The sequence below is a fragment of the Streptomyces sp. NPDC002935 genome (genome assembly GCF_040611295.1).
In the GTDB taxonomy this organism is placed as follows: domain Bacteria; phylum Actinomycetota; class Actinomycetes; order Streptomycetales; family Streptomycetaceae; genus Streptomyces.
In genome coordinates, this window is the sequence record NZ_JBEXNW010000006.1 from 36,387 (window position 1) to 52,224 (window position 15,838).

Below are 15,838 nucleotides of genomic sequence, written 5' to 3' on the forward strand. Positions count from 1 at the left end.
CCGGCGCGGGCGAACCGGCGCGCTTCATCCGGATCCGAAACCCAATCAGTTCTATTCGAGGATGTAGCGGACATGAGGTCCGCCGAAGTAGCCGCGGATGATGTGCGGCTGGCGTTGGCGGCGGTGGAAGAACCTGCGGGCTTCAGCAGCGAGTCGGGCCTGGTCGCAGGCCCGACTGCGCATCGGCAGACTGCGTTTGAGGTCGGCGTTGACCAACTCGTCGGGGTTCAGCTCGGGTGAGTACGACGGCAGGAAGTGCAGTTCGATCCGGTCGGGGTGATCGGCGAGCCAGGCGCGAACCTTGCGGGAGCGGTGCGCGGAATGGCCGTCCAGGACGAGGTGGACCTTGTGTGTGAAGTGGCCCGTGAGGCGGTCCAGGAAACGGCACATCACGTCGGCGTCGAAGGTCCCGGTGAACACCATGAAGTGCATCCGGCCCCTCGTGCTGATCGCGGACATCGCGTTCACCGAGAACCGGTTGCCGCTGCGGCGCACGATGGGGGTGCGGCCCCTCTCTCCCCAGGTGCGGCCGGTGACCTGGTCAGAGCGGATGCCGACCTGATCGGCGAAGAATACCTCGCCGCCCTCGGCTTCCGCCTTCGCGCGGATCGCCGGCCACGTCTCCTCCCGCCAGATGCGGACCGCTTCCGCATCCTGCTCGACGGCCCGCTTGTCCGGCCGCTGAAACGACAGTCCCCACCGGTGCAGGTACTTGCCCACCCCCTGCTCGGCCAGCCGCACCCGGTACAGCTTCGCGATCAGATCCCCCACGCCGGCACGCGTCCACAACTGCCCAGCCAGCCCCAGGTCACAGGGCCGGTGATCCAGTACGGCCTGCCGGATCGCCTGCTGCTCGACCGTATCGAGAACCTGGTGTTCGCCGGGGCGCCGCCCACGCGGCTGAGCCACAAGTGCCTCACGCCCGCCCCTCAGCCACCTCGCCCACCAGTTGTCCATGTCCACCGCCTTGAGCGAGACCTGGAACACCACCGCGACATCCTCACGGTCCCTGCCCGCCACCAACGCAGCAACCGCCCGCATCCGCAACGCCTCCTGCGCCGACGGCGACAACTGCCGCGCGTCCCACACCAGTTCACTCACGCAGAGATCAACGACCCAGAACACCTACCGTTTCGGATCAAATCTGGGCTCCATTGAACAAGTCAGGAGCCCTGACGGTCGTCCACAGAGCCGTGCCGCCTTCGATGCCCTGTATGAGCGCCTGCGGCGGCAGCGGGCGGACACCGCCGGATCCCCGACCTCCACCGGCGGCCGCGGGGCGCTGTCCACCATCACACCGGCGACGGTTCTCGCCGCGGCGGCCGAGGTCCGCTCGGGCCTGACGGTCTCCTTGTCGTCTCCGATCGAGACCGGCGCGGCTCCCGACAATCCGCACCCGGCCGGCCACCGGCTCACCAGCCGCCCGGAGGCCGAGGCCCCGGCCACAGGGCTGCACTTCGCGACCGATCACTTCGCTATGCACGTTCACGGTGACGCCGACAGTCATCTCGACGCGCTGTGCCACGTCGTCTTCGACGGCACGCTGTACGGCGGCGTCCCCGCGAGCACCGTGACCGCTGAGGGCGCGACCGACCTGTCCGTCGACCTCGTACGGAACGGCATTGTCGGCCGGGGCGTCCTGCTCGACATCCCGCGGCTGCGAGGCGTGCCGTGGCTGGAGCCGGGCGACCATGTCACCGCCGACGACCTCCGGGCCGCCGAGGCCGCCCAGGGCGTGCGGGTCCACGCCGGGGACATCCTCCTCGTACGCGTCGGTCACCGTCGTAGGCGCGAGGAGGCAGGGCCGTGGGACGCCTCGCGCAGCCGGGCCGGCCTGCACCCGGCCGCGATGGAGTTCCTGGCCGAGCGCCGGGTCGCCGTACTGGGCAGCGACGGCAACAACGACACGGCCCCCAGCCTCACCGAGGGCGTGGACTTCCCCGTGCACGTCCTGGGCATCCACGCCCTCGGGCTGCACTTCATGGACTACCTGCGGTTCGAGGACCTGGTGCCGCTCTGCGAAGAGGCGGACCGCTGGTCGTTCCTCTGCGTCGTCGCACCCCTGCGGCTCCCCGCAGCCACCGGCTCACCCGTCAACCCCATCGCCATCCTCTGACCTGCGGGCCGACCGGTCCCGGCCTGCCCGCACCCATCCCCCATCATCCGAGGCGCCCCCATGACAGGAACCGAGCATTACGACGTCATCGTCATCGGCACGGGAGCAGGCGGCGGCACTCTCGCCCACCGCCTCGCTCCCACCGGCAAGCGTGTCGCCGGTGGTCGCCGAGGGTCGTACGCCCGAACATCCGGTCGTGCTCGCCAGCTGAGCCACGGGCTGGCCTGTAGTCGCCGCGCGGCGAGACCCGTTGCTGGAATCCCGAACTTCGCAGTTGATGAGTTGGCTGTGGTGAGCCTTACCTCCACGTCATCCGCCGCTCCCGATGACGCCAGCCAGCTCTCCAGCAGCCGGCCCGGAGAGCACCACATCTCTAGCCCGATCTCCTGCAGCATCTCCTGCGAAATCTCTTGCGTCATCTCTTGCGCGAGAACCGAAGCCCCAGCGGGCATACCCGCAGCTCACCACAGCAATTCGCCCGTGGTCGGGATGCTGACATCCCCTCTGGAGCCGCTTTTCCCAGGCCGGTTGAAGATGAGTGAGAAGGAGGCGGGGTGGGCGCAGTCGCGTGGCGGCCGCCGGGATGGCGACGCCGTCTGGGCAGCCCCGCTGCTGCGCCGGTACCCGTGGCGGTCGCCGGCTGGATCCTCCGGCACCCGACACCCACCTCGAAGACCCGCAGCTCGTGATCGCCTCGGAGTCCTCCGACTGCTCCAAGTCCGACAAGCGGCCCCGTCGACTGGAAACCGACCAACCACGATTCTGGTGCAATTACGCCACGGACTGCACGCACATCAAGTCGATCTGGAAGTTCAGCACCACCGACGACGAGAAGTCCGCCTTGTTTTCGACGATCGGCACCTGCATCAACCGAGGTCGGGCGGAATCGCACGAGACCGTGAGGCGTGCTGCGGCAGATGCCGTGCCCGGGCATCTTTGCGCCGTACTCCGGGCGCGTCCTTCAGGACGGACGCTGACCGAGGTCATCGTTCACCGCTCGCAATATGGACTGAACATTGTGAGCAATACGGTTATTGGGATGGTTCTCGTCCAGGATCCGCTCAGAGTCGGTGACCACCTGCTGCTGCAGCTCGATGGCCTCCTCGGTGCGCCCTGCCTGCTGGTAGGAGGTGGCGAGGGCGGCACGGGCGACGAGGGTGCTGGGGTGGTCCTTGCCCTGGAGTCGCTCGAGGTCGGTGACCACCTGCTGCTGCAGCTCGACGGCCTCATCAGCCCGCCCCGCCTGCCGGTAGGAGGCGGCGAGGTTGGCGCGGGCAGTGACGAGGTCGGGGTGGTCCTCGCCCAGGAGCCGCTTCCGGTCGGTGACCACGTGCTCCTCGATCTCGATGGCCTCATTCGTCCGCCCCGCCTGCCAGAAGGAGGTGGCGAGGTTGGCGCGGGCGGTGACGGTGTCGGGGTGGGACGCGCCCTGGAGTCGCTCAAGGTCGGTGACCACCTCCTGATGCAGCTCGATGGCCTCATTCGTCCGCCCCGCCTGCTGGTAGAAGGTGGCGAGTTCGGCGCGGTCGACGAGGGCGGTGGGGGTGCCGAGGTGGTTCTTGCCCAGGAGTTGGTTTCTGCCGGTGACCACCTGCTGCTGCAGCGCGACGGCCTCCTCTGCCCGCCCCGCCCGCAGGCAGGAGGTGGCGAGGCTTTCGCGGATCGTGAGGGTGGTGGGGTGGTTCTCTCCCAGGAGCCGCTCGCTGTCGGCGACCACCTGCTGCTGCAGCGCGACGGCCTCCTCTGCCCGCCCCGCCTGCAGATAGAAGTCGGCGAGGTGGGTGCGGACGCCGAGGGTGCTGAGGTCGTTCTCGCCCAGAAGCTGCTGAAAGTCGGCGACCACCTGCTCCTGCAATGCAATGGCCTCATCGGTCTGCTCCGCCTGCCGGTAGCAGGCGGCGAGGTTGGCGCGGGCGGTGAGGGTGTCGGGGTGGTTCTTGCCCAGGAGCTGCTCGCTGTCGGCAATCACCTGTTCCAGCAGAGGGATGGCCTCATCAATCCGCTCCGCCTGCCGGTAGGAGGTGACGAGGCTGCGGCGGGCGGTGAAGGTGCCGGGGTGGTTTCTGCCCAGAAGTTCCTCGCTGTCGGCGACCACCTGTTCCAGCAGCGCGATGGCCTCATCGGTCCGCTCCGCCTGCCGGTAGGAGGCGGCGAGGTTGGCGCGGGTCGTGAGGGTGCTGGGGTGGTCCTCGCCCAGGAGTCGCTGAAAGCCGGCGACCACCCGTTCCTCGATCTCGATGGCCTCGTCGGTCCGTCCCGCCCGCCGGTAGCAGTTGGCGAGGTTGGCGCGGGCGGTGAGGGTGTCGGGATGGTTCTCTCCCAGGAGCCGCTCGCTGTCGGCGACCACCTGTTCCAGCAGCGCGATCGCCTCATCGGTCCGCCCCACCTCCAGGTAGGAGTTGGCGAGGTTGCAGCGGCCCGTGAGGGTGTCAGGGTGGTCATTGCAGTGGAGTCGCTGAAAGCCGGCGACCACACGTTCCTCGATCTCGATGGCCTCATCGGTCCGTCCCGCCTGCCGGTAGGAGGTGGCGAGGTTGCCGCGGGCGACAAGAGTGTCGGAGTGGTTCTTGCCCAGGAGCTGCTCGCTGTCGGCGACCACCTGTTCCAGCAGCGTGATGGCCTCGGCGGTCCGCCCCACCTGCCAGTAGGGGGCGGCGAGACTGCCGCGGGTGGTGACGGTGTCGGGGTGGTTCCTGCCCAGGAACCGCTCGCAGTCGGCGACCATGCGTTCCCAGTAGACCAAGGCGGTTGTGTGCAGGCCGGCGGCCACAAGGCTCGCTCCTGCACGGTAGAGCACGAGGTGGGCGGCTTTCGTCCAGAGGAGGTCGCCGGTCTGCGTGGTCAGGGAGTCCACGTTGGCGCGTAGAGCGCCGGCCAGTTCACGCTGGACCTGGTCGGGGACAGGCCATATCTGCAGGAGAGCATCGGCGGCCGAGGTGGCGATGCTCGGCTGCCGGCCTTGCGGGGTGGTTTCGCGCACGGCGCGGGCGGTGAGGGCGTGGATTCGTACAGCACGAAAGCCGCTGCCGGAGCTGTCGTAGGTGATCAGCCCGTACCGGTCCAGCAGGCTCAGGGCTGCCCGCGCTTCGTCACCGCTGACGGGCCGTGGACGTCGCGTCCTGCGGAGGAAGGCGAGGCTTCGGCGGGGTGGGGGAGCGAGTCGGTGCTCGGTGAGATGGGTGAGGAGGGCGGGGGCGGACCAGAGCTCGGCGGGATGCCCGGCGGGGTCCAGGACCGCGGTGATGCGGAGCGCGGCGCGGGCCAGGGGGCCGTGGGAGGCCTGGTCGGTGGCGTCGAGGGCGAGCAGCAGGGTGGTGGTGATCTGCCGGCCGTAGCGTTCGGTGTCCGCCCAGCGGGGCAGGAGTTCGTCGAGGTGAGCGGCGCGGTCGGTGAACCGTTCCAGGTAGAGGCGGCAGGGGACTTCTTCGCGGAGCATGTAGGCGGCGGCGTGTCCCAGTGCCAGGGGGAGATAGCCCAGTGCCTGCCCCAGTGCACCGATCTGGTCGTCGACGAGATGGGCCTTGCGGCCGTGGGTGAGCCGGGTGGTGAGATAGGTGGTTGCCTCGGCCGGGTGGTAGACGTCCACGTCGATGCGGGCCCGGCCGCCGCCGGTGAGGAGCGGGTCCTTGAGGCGTGTGGTGGCGAGGGTCCAGCCGCTGCCGCGCAGGCTGTCGGGCCACCATGCATCGATCGCGTCCGGCTCTGTGATGTCGTCCAGGACCACCAGCCACCTGCGGTCGGTGGCGGCCAGCCAGTTCAGGAAGGTCCGGGCGTCCCTTTCCGGGTCGGTCCCGGTATGGCCGGGTACCTGTACGTGCAGAGCGGCTTCGGCGTAGGCGGTGACGACCTGCTGGACGTCACTCGCCGACGTCCACACCACGACGTCGGTACCGTCGTGCAGTGCATCGCGGGCGTAGGCGGCGGCCAGTTGGGACTTGCCCACCCCGCCACCGCCGGACATCACCTGCACCTGCGTACGTGCTTCGGTCCCCGGATGCTGCTCCGGGGAGCGCTCGTCCGGTTCGCTGGCCAGGACCACGCTCTCGCCCAGGCCACGGGCCCGGTCGACTTCGGCCCGCAGACCCGCACGGGGCTGGAAGGCCGATGCCGGCACGGGCACGGTGCCCACGAGGACGGGCCACTGCACCGGAACGCTGCTGTTGGTGACGTACTGGTGCTCGATATAGGTGACCTGGCTGTTGTCGCCCAGCGCGGCTCCCTTGATCCCCCCGCCGACCGCGATTGCGCCCGCGCCGGCAGTCACCGTGGACACACCGGACGGCGCCTGCGCGTCCATAGACGCGGCGCCGGCCGTCGTCGTCGCGGGTTTGCCCCTGCGCCGCGGCCAGGGAAGTCGGCTCATCGCTCGCTTCCCTCGCCGAGAGCGCTGTCGGTGATGTCCCCGCCGACCGCGACTCCCTCCCGCCGCGCCCGCACATGGTCACCTTCCCGCGGCACCGGCACGCTGCGCGGCGGCGTATGGGGGCCGGTCACCTTCGAATCCTTCCCGAGTGCGCAGCCGGTGATATCGCCACCGGCCGCGATCGCGCCACGCCCGGCATGCACCCGCCGTCCGCTCGCGGCGGCGGCACTGCTGCTGGTGCGGAACAGGGCGATCACTGAGGCCAGCAGTGCGGCCGACCCGATCACCGCGCCTGCCACGCTCGCCGCCTGTCCGGCCGTGTCCAGGTCCGCCAGGACTGTTACGAGCAACAGTCCCACCGTCGCCAGCCCCGTCAGGACCGCGGTGACCCACACCCATGTCCGTGCCGCCCCCGTCAAAGCCACCAGTGATCACCCGCTGTGTAACAGCCCTTTCGGGCTTGAAGATTCGGTCGCAGGCCGACATGCCATCAGCTCTGGTGCGACCGTAGCGGTCCAGAGCCCCCGTAATCCCCCGAACCGAATAGATCGGTGCTTTCCTCTCGCGGTGGACCAGACAACCCATTACGGTGCTGTGATCAAGTGTGCTGACCAGGCGTCCGGGGCGCTACATTCGCTGTACCTGCCCAGCGCGAGGGCTGTCTCCCTTACCGCACGGGCTTGATCGAACTGCTGGGCGTACTGGAGTTCCACTCCGACCGCGTACCGGCCGGTGATCGACACGCTCGCTTTGGTCCAGCGGTAGGCGAAGGGGAATTGGGAGCCTTACCGTCCCTCCGTCGGACACTGCGCGACGCGAGCGTCCGGACTGCCCCAAGGTGCGCGGCGATCCTGGGCGCAGCCGAGCGGCGCGCATACGGCCGGGAGGCCTCTTTCATGTCGTGTTGAAGGCAGACCAGGCCGACGTCAACCGAGCAGGGCATCCGCTGCAATCTGGGGACGTGAGTCCAGATGAGCCGCGATGCGTGTGATCGTGCGGGCATCACCCTCGGACGATGTGCCTGCATCTCTGCCGTCTGGGCTGCCTCAACGTCGAGTGCGAAGTCGTCGGTGAAGAGACAGCTCTGCTGCTGCACCTCCAGGCCGGCGCATGCGGCCTCGAAGGCACGTGGGTCTGGCTTATCGATGCCGATCTCGTGCGAGTAGACGATCTGCTCGAACCGTTCGGCGAAGTGGTACAGCGTCGTCTCTCTCCCGGGCACCGGCGAAGCTGTTGTTCAGGATTTCCAGCCTGCACATCCCCCGGAGCCCTCGCGCATAGGCGATGAGTTCCTCGTTCGGTGTCCCCAGATATTTTGTCTAGATATCAGCGCTGAAGGCTTCGACTCGGGGCGCGTCGAGCCCCAGGCGTGCTGCCACCTGCTCGTGGACCTCTCGTTCGCTGATGCTCCCGAGGCTCCCGGCTGGGTGGACGGTCTGGCTGCGTAGGTGAAATCGGAGAACGCTGGTGGGGGAGTCCGGCGAACGGTCTGGGTCACTGGTTGTGCGGTGTGTTGGTGAAAACCGGCAACGGGTAGCTGTGTCGGACCGGAGGACGTTCAAGGCATGTTCGACCGTAGGCTCCAGGGCGAAAGGCGGGCGCAATGGAGATCACGGTCCAGTGGATCAGGACGTCCTGGACGAAGCAGTCCAGGGGTGGAGAGGCCGCTGCCCGCAGGAATGCAGCGCCGGTCGGGTTGCCGTTGCCGCAGGTTCCTTCCTCCCTCGTTCACTTCGTTCACATGGCGGAGCAGGACGGTTTCGAACCGCGCGAGACCACGAAAGATCTTTGTGAGGCGGGCGTCAGTCTGCGCGAAGAGGGCGGTCGGCTCAGTGTGCAGGCGCACGTGGAGCCTCTTTTTGGTCTGCCGCCTCGGCCGCGCAGGCCCCCGGCCGTGCGTCTAGGCCCGGGTCACTATGTGCGTTGGCAGTTGAACTATCGGTTCACGGGGCTGACGACGATGCGGGAGTGGTCGTACTGGCTCGACACGTTCAACATCGCTTACGGCCCCGTCGATCGGAACGTGTTTCTGTCGGATCCGACCCTGATGGTCGATGAGTGCGGACCGGTCCGATAGTTGGGCGGTCGCGATCCCCATGCCGAGTCCGGCCGCCAGTTGAGCGCAGGGTGGTCGTCGAACAAGCCCTGCCGACCGCGGATCGCCGTCCACCTGGGCTCAGGGAAGTTCGTGCAGGCGGAGGTTCTATCCGCGGAAGCCTTCGAGCCGATGGACATCGATGCCGGCTATCGGATCGATGCGGACTTCGAGGTCGACGTACGGTCCGACGAGATGGTGCACGATGCGAACGGTGCCGACGGAGGGCCGATCCGCGTATCCACCAGCGTGAGGAACCGCGGCGCCGACCAGGTCCGCGTGTCCACCCACGTCGAGCCGTCCGGCCCTTCGTGACCTGCGTCGTCGGTGCTCGCTTCGTTGCCGTCGCAGATCAGATCACCGCGCGCCGCCGGAGCCTCAGAGGAGAGTTGGCCGTCGTCCGCGGCATGGAGTGGCAGATCTCGCACAGGGTGATGATCCAGGTGTGGTGCTGGTCCCCGTGGAAGCGGGGGCGTCCCGGCCGCCCGCACATTTCGCAGGTCTGCTCGGCGGCGCTCTCGGCGGCGTCGGTGAGGGCGGTGGCCCGGTCGGCGAACTCGCCGTCGAATTCGCCGCCTTCGAAGCGGTCGGCGGTGGTGATACGCAGGCCGCCGAACTTTGTGGCGAACTCCTCGATCCGGTAGGCGGGGTCGAGGGCGGCAAGGTCGCGATGGAGCTGGCCGAGCAGGGCGGCCCAGCCGGGCCCGACGGTGGAGGCCCGGGCGGGGATCTGCCGCTCGCTGGTCGAAGTCTGGTCCGTCGTCATGACCGCCATGGTCGCGCGGGGCACTGACAATCGGTCCAGGATTCCCTCTGAGCCAGCCTCGGCGGCTACCGGGCCGGGGTGAGCGCGGCTTCCCTGAGAGCATCGGCCGCGGTCTGCAGGAACGCCGTGTACGCCTGTGCGGCCTGCTTCTGGAGGAGTCCGAGGTCGGGGTTGTGTCCGTCCATGCCGTTCTCGGCCAACAAGTCGACGAAGCCGGCGTTGGGTGGCTTGAGGGGACCGGAGTCCAGCTCCTCCCCCTTGAGACCGGCGATGGTGTTGCCTGCCGCGTAGCTGAGCAGGGCGAACGCCGCCGAGCACGCGGAGGCGGCATCGGCGACGGGACGCGTGGCTCTCCAGAGCGAGGACGGTCCTGGCTCGCTGGACCTCGTTCTGCCGGTATCTGAGCGCCCGTTTCCAGTGGTTGTGGGCGTTCGCAATCAGGTTTTCGCGCTGCTCCGGGAAGCGCTCGATGCGTCCGATGGGCAGCAGGGTCGTGGACAGGAGGTCGAGATAGCGCTCCGCTACCTCCGCGAAGGTGAGGCAAGCCGCTTTGCGGGAATCGCGCAGCGTCCGGAGGGTTTCGATCTGGGTCTGGTGGCGGGCGGCACTTCGGTCCAGCAGTGCTGTGGCGACGCCTGTCGCGCCCGTACCGACAGCTCCGACGATGGCACCGAGAACGGCGGCGAGTCCTGGGTCCATCAGGCCACTGTGACCACTGCCGACCGGGCGACGCGAGGTGGTGATCAGCCATCAGCCCCGCCTGGTCTGGCGCATTCTTGACACCCGAGTTGGCGCGTCGGGTGCCGCAGGCCAAGGTGTTCGCGGCTTCGGTGCGCTGGTGGGGGAAGATGACGACGGCGGCCGACCCCACTTGGCTTGGGGCCGGCCGCGGCCATCTTGCCGGACACAGCCCTCCCGGGCCGCCGGATGGGGCTATGCCAGGTGGTCGAAGGCGCCCGCCTTCGCTCCGGCCAGGAGAGCCCCGATCTCGCCCCGCGTGTAGACGAGCGGGGTCTGCTCGGGCCGCTTGGAATCCCGCACGGCGACCAGGTCGCCGATCACGCCGGACTCCACGCAGTTGTCGTTGCCCCCGCTGAACGGGCTCTTCTCCCAGGTGACGCCGGAGAAGTCCAGCTCTGCGGGGTTGGGCTTGGTGTTGCGCACTTACAGCTCCTTGAGCATTTTCTTAATACGGCTGCGGGTCTCGGGCGGGCCGAGGGCCGTGGCCCGCAGATGGTCAAAGACCTCGGTGTAACGCCCCACGTCTTCCGACCCCTCGAAGTACAACGACTTGGTCAGATTTTCCACCCACACCACGTCCGGGTTGGGCTCGGGGAAACCCATGAGCATGAACGATCCGTACAAGCCGGGGTGGAACCCGATCTCGAACGGTAGAAGCTGCAGCGTGATGTTGGGCCGGGGCTCAACGTCCAGCAGGTGCTCCAGCTGCTGTTTGAGGACGGCCGGCTTCGACTCGATGCGGCGGAAGGCTGCCTCGTCGATGACAGCCCACAGCTTCGGGGCCTCCTCGCGCGCCAGGATGTTCTGGCGGTTCATGCGCACGTCGACCAGGGCCTGGACCTGCTTGGCGTCCAGGTCCACACGCATCGCGGTGATCACCTGGCGGGCGTATTCGGGTGTCTGCAGCAGCCCGGGGATCAGCTGCGGCTCGTAGGAGCTCAAGGACGTCGCGCTCTGCTCCAGCTCCAGGTAACCGCCGTACTGCGTGGTGTTGATGATCGCGGAGTACTTGCCCCACCACTTCTTGCGCTGGGCCTGATCGGCGCGGACCAGATCCAGGATGTCCTCCCGGACGGCGGGGTCGGTGACGCCGTAGCAGTCGAGCATCGCCTTCACCAGGACCGGGGTCGTGCCGCGGTCGCCGTTCATGATGCGGCTGAGCGACCCCTGGTTGACCTCGATGATCGCTCCGACCTCGGCCAGTGTCTTGCCCGACTGCTCGTGCAACTCCCATCGGTGCTTTCTATCGTTGCGCCAGGTGATGCGGTGACCGCGCTCAGAGAGTCGGGAAGACCGCTGCGAAGAAGAACCACAGCAGTACGGCCCAGAAGACCGCGGCCGCCAGCGACACGAGCAGGGAGCTGCGCCATCTCAGCACCAGGAACGGGAAGAACGCAGGGAGCGCCCAGAAACCGGCCACATCGATCGACATGCGGGCGGCCTGGTTGAGGGTTCCCGCGTGCCCCGCGGAGATACGCCGCAACAGCCGCTGGGAGACGAAGCCGTACAGGCCGAAGACGATCGGGAAGAACCACAGCGGAGTGATCGTGACCAGTTCGGACTCGTCGAGATCGTTGAACATGACCAGATAGACACAGGCGGCCCCCAGCACACCGGCGATGAGGGCGGTCACGTAGAGGGCGGTCAGGGCGGCCGGCTCCACCGACGTGGTCGGCTCGGGAACAGAGCCGGGCGTGAGCACGGGCGAAGCGTACGGAACATCGACAGCGGGAGCTGGGACCACCCGGTGACAGTGGGGGCAACGGACGTTCTGCCCAGCACGGTCGGCCGGGGCCGAGATCAAGTGCCCGCACGAGGCATGGAATTCCATTTGCTGACGGTTCACGCGTTGCCTTCCCTGCACTGCTCTGGTGCTGATCGCCGGCCGACGACGCGACGGTCGGCTGAACCGGCTCCGCCTCGAAAGTGAAGGCGCCCCAGGGCGTCCAGCCTGCGCCGATGCGCGGCTCGTGAACGAGCTTCGTCGCCGCATGTCTCCATGGCATCGGGGAAAACACGTAATCACTCACGTAGGCGGAGACCTGCTGCCAGGACGGATGTGTGGCGTGGAGGGCCCGGGAACGCAAAACCCTTCTCCCTGCCACGGCGCGAAAAGCGACAGGGGCTGTCAGGCCGCCGTGGCCTGCTCACGCTCGATGAGGGTGCCGCTTTCGAACTTGGCGCTGGCGCGGACCAGGGCAACGAGGTGGGCTCCGGTGACCGCGCGCCAGCGGTCCTGGGCGGACTCGACGAGCTTGAACACCATAGCGAGGGCCGCGGCCGGGCTGCCGGCACCGCGGGTGACCTTGGTGCGGAGCTTGACTGTGGAGAAGGTCGACTCGATCGGATTCGTGGTCCGCAGGTGGATCCAGTGCTCGGCCGGGAAGTCGTAGAACGCCAGCAGTTCCTCCTGGTCCTCGGTGATCTTTGCAACGGCCTTGGGAAACTTGGCGCCGTAGGTCTTCGCGAACGCCTCGATCGCCTTCTCGGCGTGAGCGCGGTCCTCAGCGTTGTAGATCTCCTGCATCGCTTTCGTCGCGCCCGGCTGTCCGGACTTCGGCAGGGCGTTCGTGACATTCCGGAACTTGTAGACCCAGCACCGCTGATGGCGGGCGCCCGGTAAGACCTCGGCCAGTGCCTTCCACAGGCCCATCGCGCCGTCGCCGACGACCAGCTCGGGATCGCGCATGCCGCGCCTGCGGCAGTCGCGCAGCAGGTCGGCCCACGACTCGGTCGACTCACGCAGCCCCTCGGCCAGCGCGATCAGCTCCTTGGTGCCGTCCAGGCGCACGCCCATCAGCACCAGGACGCAGGAGTGCGCCTGCCCGAGCCGGACCTTGGGGTGCACTCCGTCCGCCCATACGTACACGTAGTCGCTGCTCGCGAGGTCACGCCGCTGGAATGCGGTGTGGTCGTCCTGCCACTGCTTCGTCAGCCGGGTCACGGTGGCCGGCGACAGCCCGGCCGAACTGCCGAGGAACTGCTCCAGCGCGGGCACGAAGTCCCCCGAGGACAATCCGTGCAGGTAGAGCAGCGGCAGCACTTCGCTGACCTCGGGGGACTTGCGGCACCAGGGCGGAAGGATCTTCGAGGAGAACCGAATCCGCCGGCCAGTGGCCGCGTCCACGCGCTTGTCGTTCACGCGCGGGGCCGTGACCTCGACGGGACCTGCGGCAGTGGTCACGGTGCGGGGCCGGTGGTGACCATTACGGACCACCAGGCGGCACCCGGCCTCGTCCGTCTCGGCGGCCAACTCGGCTATGTACTGGTTGACTTCGGCCTCCAGCGCGGCGGCGAGCATCCGCCGGGCGCCCTCACGGACGATCTCGTCGATCAGAGAGCCGGGCTCGGTCGAGCCGTCGGTATTCACTACGCTGAGCACGGGCGTGCCTTCCCGACCCGCGCTGCGAACGCGGGCCTCTACTCGGTGACTTGTAGATCCCTCGGGAAGGTACGCCCTCCCGGATACCCGCTTCGCGACACACACGTCCAGCACGAAGGCCGTGAAGATGAGTCTGCTGCATCACGACACCCGATCAGGGGCATTGACACAACTGTCATGCTTCCGGGGCGAGTTCTACGCCTGTCTGACCGCTCGTTCGGACGCGTTGTTCGAGCTGGCTGATGCCATCCTGTGCGGCGACCGACCGGTGAGGTCGCTGGCTGAACTATCGCTGGTGGGAGAACACCGCCGCGGCCATGGAGGGCTCTACGCGGCTGTGGCCCGTGGACACATCGATGCCGGCCGGCTGCGGCGACCCCGCCGTTTTGTCAGGCCGCGGGGTGACAGGGAGAGGCAGGGGCAGGCGGCGACTGGCTCAGCCGTCAGGGCTCGGTCAGCTGCTGCTCCCCCGGCAGGTGCTGGCCGCGCAAGTGTCGAGCCAGGCGGCGAAGTCCGCGTCGTAACGGGTGCCGATGCCGGTGTTGTAGACCGCATAGGCTCCGGCGTAATCGCCGGTGCGGAACTTGGTGAGCATGGCCTGCACGTCGTCCGGGTGGTTCTCAATCATGTAGCGGACGGCCAGGTAGCCCCATGGGTAGGTGCGGGTCAGGTCGGAGTTGGCGTACGTGCTCTGCCACAGGGTGCTCAGGGCGTAGGTGCGCTTCCCGGCATCGGAGAGCGCCTCCGTGTCGGGCACGCCCCGGTAGCTGTACGACACGTACTCGGCGAAGCCCTCGATCCACCAGATGTCCGGGACCGTCTGGCCCGCGGAGAAATCGCCGTACGTGTCGTAGCGGCCGTCGAGGTAGTGGGTGTACTCGTGGTTCAGGTTCCAGATGTCCGCCGGGAAGCCGTCGCCCACGCTCTTCACGTAGGCGACGAAGCGGGCCTGGTTGTTGGGGTCGGCGGGGTTGCCCTCCAGGTATTCGCCGCCGTTGTTGGTGCTGTTGCCGAAGATCCAGCCTGAGTACGTCCGGTAGTCCCTGGGGCTCGCGAAGACGACGATCTGGATGTTGGTGTTGCGGTCGTCGGCGACCGGGCCGCTGTCCTTGACAATGCCGTGGAAGTAGGCGTCCTGTCCCTGCACGCTCTTGCAGGCCTCGGCGAGCGCCGAGCCGGTCAGGGACTGGGTCAGGAAAGTGTGCTCGTCATCGCATTTGTAGGTGATGGGGAGTGCCGCCGCAGTGAGCTTGGACGTCAGGTCGCAGGTGTCGTAGTACGAGCATCGGGCCGCGTCGTGCGCGGAAGTCATCTCGGCGGCGCCGACCCACAGCGGAGCGGTCGGGCCGGTGATCGAGGAGGCGCCGAGCAGGCCCTTCACCATCGGCCGCACCTTGTCCTGGAGCCCGGCCGTGTCGAGGAAACGCGCCGTCTCGGTTCCGGCGTTGGAGGCCATGAAGTACCAGGTCCCGCTCAGCATCGACATGTGGTTCAGGGCGAACGAGTTCAGCGTGTCGATGATGCTCGGGTCAGCGGTGACCGCGCTGATGAACGCGGGGTTGAAGTGGCCGCGGAAGAGCGGGGTGAAAACGTCGTTGACGGCCGTGTCCATGCTCCAGTAGGCGTCGTAGGAGCTGTCGTAGGCGTTCAGCACTCGCTTGTACATGTCCAGGTAGCGAGCCTGCTCGTTGGCGCTGTCCGTCAGGATGATGACGTCGCCCAGGACGTTGCCGTGTTCCGAACTGACGTCCACAAAGTGGCAGTTGGCGGTGAACGCGTCCAGTCCGCCTTCGGTGGCCGCGGCCAGGGTCGGGCCGTAGTCGCCGACGTCGGCCGAGTCGTTGTACTGCACGTAGTAGCCGGCGCGAAGGAACAGCACGAGCTGCCACACGTGGGTGGAGTTGTCGCCGGGATACGTCTGCGACGCGTTCTGGAAGGCGCTTGCGACGGTCACCATCTGCGCCTCGCGGAACACGTTGCGGGCGTCCGTGCCGGTGATGCCGAACAGCGTATTGATGCAGTCGGTGGTCGAGTCCTGGATGTACGCGACCAGTTCGGATCCGGCACGGGTGCCGAAGTCGGCCGGGGTGCACGACGCGGCTGCCGCGTGTTTCGTGGTTTTGGGGGGCCGTACGGTCTTCGAGGTCGAGGAGGTCTGCGGCAACTGCGGGCTGAGCGGCCGGACATGGGCGGCGGCCAGTCGCCCGCTCTGGACGTCTGCTTGATCGGATACAGCGGTGTTCGTGCCGAGCGGCGACAGCGCGCGCGGCTTGGGCTTGGTCAAGGCGGTGGTCGTGGGAACAGCCGTTGTGGCCGTCTTTGGTCCGGCTGCTGCGAGGGCCGGTGCGGCCAACAGGCCTGCTATCAGGGCGCTG

13 protein-coding genes and 2 pseudogenes are annotated in these 15,838 nt (G+C 67.9%); 4 read left to right on the forward strand and 11 right to left on the reverse strand.

What is annotated here, in order from left to right; translation table 11 throughout:
* Positions 1 to 51: 51 nt before the first annotated feature.
* Complete coding sequence (locus ABZX90_RS09555) at positions 52 to 1,041, reverse strand: IS630 family transposase (RefSeq protein ID WP_351132374.1); 990 nt, start codon at positions 1,039 to 1,041, stop codon at positions 52 to 54.
* 310 nt (positions 1,042 to 1,351) lie between these two features.
* On the opposite strand from ABZX90_RS09555, the gene ABZX90_RS09560 reads away from it, so the two are divergent.
* Entirely contained in the window at positions 1,352 to 2,116 is a 765-nt protein-coding gene (locus ABZX90_RS09560) for a cyclase family protein (RefSeq protein ID WP_355202995.1), read from the forward strand.
* A 961-nt stretch (positions 2,117 to 3,077) separates the two neighbouring features.
* On the opposite strand, the gene ABZX90_RS09565 is transcribed toward ABZX90_RS09560, so the two are convergent.
* The 3 genes and pseudogenes from ABZX90_RS09565 to ABZX90_RS09575 form a co-directional block, all read right to left on the reverse strand.
* Positions 3,078 to 6,479 carry a tetratricopeptide repeat protein gene (locus ABZX90_RS09565; protein WP_355202998.1) on the reverse strand — a complete coding sequence of 1,134 codons (3,402 nt, stop codon included), beginning with the start codon at positions 6,477 to 6,479 and terminating at the stop codon, positions 3,078 to 3,080.
* On the reverse strand, positions 6,476 to 6,904 hold the full coding sequence (locus ABZX90_RS09570) for a hypothetical protein (RefSeq protein ID WP_351132349.1): 429 nt from the start codon (positions 6,902 to 6,904) through the stop codon (positions 6,476 to 6,478). The genes ABZX90_RS09565 and ABZX90_RS09570 overlap by 4 nt, the downstream gene beginning before the upstream one ends.
* Positions 6,905 to 7,405: 501 nt before the next feature.
* A pseudogene (locus ABZX90_RS09575) lies at positions 7,406 to 7,903 on the reverse strand (HAD-IA family hydrolase); the annotation flags it as partial.
* Between the two features lie 179 nt (positions 7,904 to 8,082).
* Here ABZX90_RS09575 and ABZX90_RS09580 point away from each other — a divergent pair.
* Together ABZX90_RS09580 and ABZX90_RS09585 are read left to right on the forward strand one after the other, a co-directional pair.
* A complete protein-coding gene (locus ABZX90_RS09580; RefSeq protein ID WP_351132351.1) occupies positions 8,083 to 8,556 on the forward strand; it encodes a hypothetical protein in 474 nt (157 codons plus the stop codon).
* A 111-nt stretch (positions 8,557 to 8,667) separates the two neighbouring features.
* The gene (locus ABZX90_RS09585; protein ID WP_351132353.1) at positions 8,668 to 8,889 is read left to right on the forward strand and encodes a hypothetical protein; all 222 of its coding nucleotides are present in this window, start codon (positions 8,668 to 8,670) and stop codon (positions 8,887 to 8,889) included.
* Between the two features lie 37 nt (positions 8,890 to 8,926).
* Here ABZX90_RS09585 and ABZX90_RS09590 read toward each other — a convergent pair whose 3' ends face one another.
* The 6 genes from ABZX90_RS09590 to ABZX90_RS09615 all read right to left on the reverse strand — a co-directional run bounded on the left by ABZX90_RS09590 (position 8,927) and on the right by ABZX90_RS09615 (position 13,463).
* Positions 8,927 to 9,340, reverse strand: coding sequence for a hypothetical protein (locus ABZX90_RS09590; protein ID WP_355203002.1), 414 nt, complete (start codon positions 9,338 to 9,340; stop codon positions 8,927 to 8,929).
* A gap of 65 nt (positions 9,341 to 9,405) precedes the next feature.
* Complete coding sequence (locus tag ABZX90_RS09595) at positions 9,406 to 9,777, reverse strand: hypothetical protein (RefSeq protein WP_351132357.1); 372 nt, start codon at positions 9,775 to 9,777, stop codon at positions 9,406 to 9,408.
* A 496-nt stretch (positions 9,778 to 10,273) separates the two neighbouring features.
* Positions 10,274 to 10,504, reverse strand: a complete 231-nt coding sequence (locus ABZX90_RS09600; protein WP_351132359.1) for a DUF397 domain-containing protein — start codon at positions 10,502 to 10,504, stop codon at positions 10,274 to 10,276.
* Positions 10,505 to 11,308 carry a helix-turn-helix transcriptional regulator gene (locus ABZX90_RS09605; RefSeq protein WP_355203005.1) on the reverse strand — a complete coding sequence of 268 codons (804 nt, stop codon included), beginning with the start codon at positions 11,306 to 11,308 and terminating at the stop codon, positions 10,505 to 10,507.
* Positions 11,309 to 11,357: 49 nt separating this feature from the next.
* The gene (locus ABZX90_RS09610) at positions 11,358 to 11,783 is read right to left on the reverse strand and encodes a hypothetical protein (RefSeq protein WP_351132363.1); all 426 of its coding nucleotides are present in this window, start codon (positions 11,781 to 11,783) and stop codon (positions 11,358 to 11,360) included.
* 426 nt (positions 11,784 to 12,209) lie between these two features.
* Positions 12,210 to 13,463 carry an IS256 family transposase gene (locus ABZX90_RS09615; RefSeq protein ID WP_355203008.1) on the reverse strand — a complete coding sequence of 418 codons (1,254 nt, stop codon included), beginning with the start codon at positions 13,461 to 13,463 and terminating at the stop codon, positions 12,210 to 12,212.
* 127 nt (positions 13,464 to 13,590) lie between these two features.
* Between ABZX90_RS09615 and ABZX90_RS09620 the strand changes: the two are divergent.
* Positions 13,591 to 13,839 (forward strand): annotated as a pseudogene (locus ABZX90_RS09620) (transposase); the annotation flags it as partial.
* A 78-nt stretch (positions 13,840 to 13,917) separates the two neighbouring features.
* Here ABZX90_RS09620 and ABZX90_RS09625 read toward each other — a convergent pair.
* Positions 13,918 to 15,747 carry a collagenase gene (locus ABZX90_RS09625; protein ID WP_355203011.1) on the reverse strand — a complete coding sequence of 610 codons (1,830 nt, stop codon included), beginning with the start codon at positions 15,745 to 15,747 and terminating at the stop codon, positions 13,918 to 13,920.
* Between the last annotated feature and the right edge of the window lie 91 nt (positions 15,748 to 15,838).